This window comes from Nostoc sp. DedQUE09 (genome assembly GCF_034530915.1).
Taxonomy (GTDB): Bacteria; Cyanobacteriota; Cyanobacteriia; order Cyanobacteriales; family Nostocaceae; genus Nostoc.
On sequence record NZ_JAVRCE010000128.1, the window covers coordinates 1 to 6615 of the forward strand.

Here is a 6615-nt window from a genome sequence, read left to right on the forward strand (position 1 = left end):
TTATCTCTCATGATATTGACAAACTCCTTCATCTTATGGAATGAAACAGCCCTGCTTGCAAAGGGGGAGTTAGAGGGGGTGAGAAGGACTTGTGTGTACACCGTAGCCTTTTAGGAGAGAGGTCAAAGTGTATTGCTTCCATTCGAGAATCGCTATATTTGCGTTGTAGAGACGCGATGAATCGCGTCTTTAGCCAAGGATGTGTTGCAATCAATTAATTGAATTGGTATCAGAATAGTCTTACACTTTCTCATGCTGTGGCTGGACGGGGGAAAATGCCTAAGAAGCATATAGAACTTAGAAGGAAGAGGTACTTCAAGCTCAGTTCACAAATTGCTCAGTTGGATAATGCACAATTGCGTTCTCTGTTTGGCAATAGTGAGTCGAATGAGTCGAGTACGGGTTGGGGAATGAATCACACCATCGTCCTTGGAAAATCCAAGGTCTTTGTGAAACGTGTTCCGGTTACAAACATCGAATATGACAACCTGTTCTCCACCAGAAACCTCTATGATCTCCCAACTTACTGTAATTACGGCTTCGGTTCCACTGGTTTTGGAGTCTTCCGGGAACTTGTTACCCATATCAAGACAACTAACTGGGTATTGTCAGGCGTAATTGCCACTTTCCCACTGATGTACCATTATCGGATTATTCCTTTCTCTGGGCAACGGGCGGATGTAGATAAGTCGCGTCTCAAAAGTTATGTGGAGTACTGGGGCAATAGTACCAACGCTGGCAATTATATGTTAGATAGAGCGATCGCCAACTATGAGTTAGTTCTGTTTCTAGAGTACATACCGCATATTCTGGAAACATGGCTGCAAGAAAACCCCAACAAACTTCAGAAACCCCTGAATGACCTACGCATGACGATTACCTTTTTGAGGACGAAGGGAATCATCCACTTTGACGCGCATTTTCGCAATATCCTCACCGACGGTAAGCAGACATATTTGACCGATTTTGGTTTGGTACTTGATAAGAGTTTTACGTTGACTGAAGATGAAGAGTCTTTTTTTAAGCAGAACACATTTTATGACTACGGAGAAGTCTTGCGGAATCTTGGTCATCTGATTCGCTCGCCGTATGATTTATGTTCGGAGAACGATAAACGCAGGATTATGGAAAAATATGGCATTAAAGAAGGCTTAAAACCTTATGAACTGCGCTCTATATTACTCGACAACATTGAGCAGATACATACTGATGGAGTCATGAAGTTAGATAAGTTTTATGTTGCCAGCATCGTCAAGTACCGCAGTATCATTGCGCTGATGCAAGACTTCTTTTCTGATATGTGGGAAAACAACAACAAGGATACTAAACTTCGTCACAGAGAACTAGGACTGCTGCTTAAAGAGACAGGGTTTATTCGTAGTCTTGGAAACAGTAGATAGTTGCGATCGCTGGATAAGAAATACGCTTATTTGGGGTGTTTACTTAGGTCTACAGCTTTCCCAGCCTTCCCCTCTCGCTCTCACCGCAGTGCGCTCCTAAATTATAGGGATAACATAATGGTTGTGATAAATAAAAATTTATAGATGATATATTACTACTAAAATTAAGTTACAAAAGAAGTGAAGATAGTCAATCATAAGGCCAACCTAATAGTCTTCATAAATAAGAGTTGATATATTAAAAATTATTCATATAGTTAAGGAAAATAGATAAATTTTTCCTTATATATCTAATTTAATATTTCTTTAATAAATCGATACTCCAAGTTGAGCAATTTGGCTTCAAAGGCTGTAAACTGATTTCAACAAGGTGAATGACACCTCTAAAACCCACTAGAGTAGAGTCAAGAAATTAGCCGAGTTTTTTTATATAATTAGCCGCGTCATTGATGAAATGGCTGCGATCGCTTGGTCAAATATAGCTTGATTAATCATTAATGGCGCAATAAACATAATGTCTATTGCCTAAATTGTCATAGCTATAAAAAATAAAATTTACGTTTTCAGGAGATATTTATGACAGAATTTTTTAATCAAATTTCTCGCCGCAAATTCATCTTCACAGCCGGAGCATCTGCGGGTGCTGTATTGCTCAAAGGTTGTTTGGGTAATCCTCCTGACAATCTGACTGGTGGAAGCAGCCAAGCACAGCCAACTGCTCAAACGGTAGCTAATATTAGCCCTGAACAAACACCAGAAACTACTACAGTTAAGCTAGGATATATTCCCATTGTAGAAGCGGCTCCTTTAATTATTGCTAAAGAAAAAGGCTTTTTTGCAAAGTATGGGATGAGTAATGTTGACCTTTCCAAACAAGCTTCTTGGGGTTCAGCCAGAGACAACGTAGAAATTGGTTCTGCCGGTGGTGGTATAGATGGCGGCCAATGGCAGATGCCAATGCCACATTTAATTTCAGAAGGTTTAATTACCAAGGGCAATCAAAAAATTCCCATGTATGTATTATGTCAATTAGTTACACATGGAAATGGAATTGCGATCGCCAGCAAGCACCAAGGCAAAGGTATTAGTTTACAACTTGCCAGCGCTAAGTCTCTATTCACGGAATTAAAATCCTCAACACCCTTCACTGCTGCATTCACCTTTCCCCACGTCAACCAAGATTTGTGGATTCGCTACTGGTTAGCAGCAGGCGGCTTAGATCCAGATGCAGATGTCAAATTGCTCACAGTACCTGCGGCGCAAACTGTTGCCAACATGAAAACAGGAACAATGGATGCCTTTAGTACAGGCGATCCTTGGCCTTATCGCTTGGTGCAAGACAAAATCGGCTACGTAGCAGCATTAACCGCAGAAATTTGGAAAAATCATCCTGAAGAATATCTTGCCATGAGAGGCGATTGGGTTGACAAAAATCCCAAGGCTACCAAAGCAATTTTAAAAGGAATTATGGAAGCCCAACAATGGTTAGATAATTTTGATAATCGCAAAGAAGCGGCTCAAATCCTGGCTGGACGAAATTATTTCAATCTTCCTTCACCAGAAATACTGGCAGATCCATACCAAGGCAAATATGACATGGGCGATGGTCGTAAAATTGATGATAAATCAATGGCTGCTTACTACTGGAAAGATGAAAAAGGTAACGTTTCCTATCCCTATAAGAGTCATGATTTATGGTTCATAACTGAAAACGTTCGCTGGGGATTCTTGCCAAAAGATTACATTGCTAATAATGCTGCCAAGGCAAAGGAACTTATCAATAAAGTCAACCGCGAAGATATTTGGAAAGAAGCTGCTAAAGAAGCTGGAATTGCTGCTGCTGATATTCCTACAAATACATCGCGTGGTGTAGAAGAGTTTTTTGATGGCATCAAATTTGACCCCGAAAAGCCAGAAGAATATTTGAAGAGTCTGAAAATCAAAAAGGTCAGTGTTTAGACATTGGTCATTAGTCATTGGTCATTGGTAACTGACAAATGACAAAGGACAAAAGACAAAAGACAAATAACAAATAAAATTTGAGGAGAATACAGCATCATGACAGTCGCCCAAAAACGCCCTGCAAGCCCTAAATTGAATAATAGCTTTATATCCAGTCTGCAAAAGCAATTTCCCGATCTTATACCACCTGCGATCGCAATCGCCATCTTCCTCGTTCTCTGGCAACTCTTCGCTTGGATTCCGGGAGCCACATTACCGGGGCCAATACAGGTTATCCAAGACACTTGGGTTCTGATTTTCTGGCCATTTTATGACCGAGGTGGTATTGATAAAGGTCTATTTTGGCAGATTCTCGCTAGCCTGCAACGGGTCGCCATCAGTTATACCTTAGCTGCGATCGTTGGTATTGGTTTAGGCATTTTGATTGGGGTGAATAAAACCATGTCCAAAGCTTTAGACCCCATCTTTCAACTACTGCGGACTGTACCACCTCTAGCTTGGGTTCCAATTTCTTTAGCAGCTTTACGACAAAACGAACCAGCCGCCTTATTTGTAATTTTCATTACGGCAATTTGGCCCATCTTAATTAATACTGCTGTCGGCGTTACCCAAATTCCTCAAGATTACAACAACGTCGCCAAAGTTCTGCAACTTAGCCGCAAAGAATATTTCACTAACATTTTGATTCCGGCGGCATTACCTTACATCTTTACCGGATTGAGAATTGCGATCGGTTTAGCTTGGTTAGCGATTATCGCCGCCGAAATCGTCATGTCCGGTATTGTCGGAATCGGCTTTTTTATCTGGGATGCCTATCAAAATAACAACGTCAGCGAAGTAATTTTGGCTCTAGTTTATATCGGTGTTGTTGGGTTGCTTCTAGATAAAGCGATGGGTTGGCTGCAAAACAAGATTTTACCAGCAGAGCAAAAATAGTCATCAGTCATTGGTCATTGGTCATTAGTCACTGGTCATTTGTAAAAAACTAAAGACTAATGATCGCGCACCAAAGATCAAATGACACATGACACATGACAAAGGACAAATACTTCGGCTTCGCTCAGTACAAGTGACAAAGGACAAATAAGTATGTTCGTAGCTGTTGATCAAATTGAAAAAGTTTTTGAATTAACTGGTGGTGGCAAATATATTGCCCTCAAAGGAATCGACCTCCAAATTAAAAAAGGAGAATTCATTTCTTTGATTGGTCACTCTGGTTGCGGCAAATCTACACTGTTAAATATGATTGCGGGTTTGGATTTGCCAACTGAGGGAATTGTTACCTTAGAAGGACAAAGAATCACCAAACCCGGCCCAGACAGGATGGTGGTTTTCCAAAATTATTCGTTATTACCTTGGCGAACGGTAAGAGAAAATATTGCCCTCGCTGTGGACTCAGTAATGAAAGGTTCACCCGCAGCCGAACGCAACGCCATTGTCGAAAAACATATTAATATGGTGGGTTTGCGTCCCCATGCTGATAAACAACCGGGAATGTTATCAGGTGGACAAAAGCAGCGAGTTGCGATCGCCCGCGCCTTAGCGATTCGTCCCAAATTACTGCTGCTAGATGAACCATTTGGTGCATTAGATGCACTCACACGCGGAAATTTGCAAGAACAACTGATGCAAATTTGCGAAGAAAATGAAGTAACCGCCGTGATGGTGACACATGATGTCGATGAAGCCGTGCTGTTATCTGACAGAATTGTGATGTTAACCAACGGCCCCGAATCTAAAATCGGCGACATTTTAGAAGTGGATATTCCCAGACCCCGCAAGCGGATGGAAGTAGTAGAACATCCCAGCTACTACAGCTTGCGGAGTGAGATGATTTACTTCCTTAATCAGCAGAAACGGATCAAGAAAATTCGGGCGCGGAAAACTGCCGACATTGCCCGTCATGGATTGGAAAAAGTTAACCTAGAAATTGGCTTTTTACCTCTAACAGCTTGCGCCCCTTTAGCAGTTGCTAAAGAAAAAGGCTTCTTTGTCAAGCATGGTTTAGATGAAGTTAACCTCGTGCGGGAAAGTAGCTGGCGGGGTATAGAAGATGGCATCAGTGGCGGTTATTTAGATGCGGCGCAAATGCCTTCAGGAATGCCGATGTGGCTAACTTTGGGAGGGCATAATAACCAACCTCTCCCTGTTGTCACCGCCCTTACCATGACTCGCAACGGTAATGCCATCACCTTAGCAAAACGCTTTTACGACCAAGGCGTGCAAACCTTATCAGATTTCAGAAATCACCTGATTCTCACCCACGAACAAAGGCACACAATGGGGGTAGTGCATGCCGCTTCTATGCACAACTTGCTGTTGCGTTACTGGCTAGCGGCTGGTGGAATTGACCCTGATAGCGATGTGGACATGAAGACCATCCCCCCAGCGCAGATGGTAGCTGACTTAAAAACCGGAAGCATTGATGGTTACTGCGTCGGCGAACCTTGGAACTACCGCGCGGCTGTGGAAGGTGTCGGTTTTACTATCGCTACCGACTTAGAAGTTTGGCTGGGACATCCCGGTAAAGTTCTTGGTGTGCGGGAAGATTGGGCAGAAAATTATCCAAATACGCATATCGCCTTAACCAAAGCTTTGTTAGAAGCTTGTCAGTATTGTGCAAATCCCGAAAATACCCAAGAAGTTCGCCAAATTTTAGCAGGGCGAGATTATGTCAGCACTGATTTAGAATACATTCAACTTGAAGATCCAGATAGTCTCAGTTGTGACTTAAACCATCCGTTGCGAGACTATGCCCATCACCAGTTTTATTCTGAGTCTGCCATTAACCGCCCCAGTCGCACCGAACAAATTTGGATTATGAGTCAATTGGCGCGTTGGGGTGACACTCCCTTCCCCAGAAATTGGGTAGAAGTTGTTGAACGGGTGTGTCGCGTGCGTGTTTTCAGCACCGCCGCACGAGAATTAGGTTTGGATATTAGCTATATTCGCCAACCGATCCAACTGTTCGATGGTACTCCCTTTAACGCCGATGATCCGATCGCTTATCTCAACAGCTTGAAAATTAAACGTGATTTTTCAGTCGCGGAAGTTGTTCTCGATGCACCAAGAAGGAGACTCGCGTCATAAAAAAATCGTGAGAGAAAGAGGGAGTGGGAGAAATAGGATATCATTCATGAACCTCTGAACTCCGTTAACGAGTATTTGAACTGGATGAATCCACCTTTTATCTCCGTCAACGAGTATTTGAACTGGATGAATCCACCTTTTATCTCCGTTAACGAGTATTTGA

Annotated in this window: 4 protein-coding genes; all 4 read left to right on the forward strand. The window is 42.4% G+C overall.

Annotation, left to right across the window (positions count from 1 at the left end; translation table 11 throughout):
- Window positions 1-341 precede the first annotated feature (341 nt).
- The 4 genes from RMY27_RS35300 to RMY27_RS35315 all read left to right on the forward strand — a co-directional run bounded on the left by RMY27_RS35300 (window position 342) and on the right by RMY27_RS35315 (window position 6452).
- Window positions 342-1400: a hypothetical protein gene (locus tag RMY27_RS35300; RefSeq protein WP_322669442.1), complete on the forward strand. Its 1059-nt coding sequence runs from the start codon at window positions 342-344 to the stop codon at window positions 1398-1400.
- Between the two features lie 576 nt (window positions 1401-1976).
- Window positions 1977-3359, forward strand: a complete 1383-nt coding sequence (locus RMY27_RS35305; RefSeq protein ID WP_322669443.1) for a CmpA/NrtA family ABC transporter substrate-binding protein — start codon at window positions 1977-1979, stop codon at window positions 3357-3359.
- A gap of 99 nt (window positions 3360-3458) precedes the next feature.
- Window positions 3459-4298 (forward strand): nitrate ABC transporter permease, encoded by an 840-nt coding sequence (ntrB, locus tag RMY27_RS35310; protein WP_322669444.1) that lies wholly within the window; start codon window positions 3459-3461, stop codon window positions 4296-4298.
- Window positions 4299-4445: 147 nt separating this feature from the next.
- Window positions 4446-6452: a nitrate ABC transporter ATP-binding protein gene (locus RMY27_RS35315; protein ID WP_322669445.1), complete on the forward strand. Its 2007-nt coding sequence runs from the start codon at window positions 4446-4448 to the stop codon at window positions 6450-6452.
- Window positions 6453-6615: the final 163 nt, after the last annotated feature.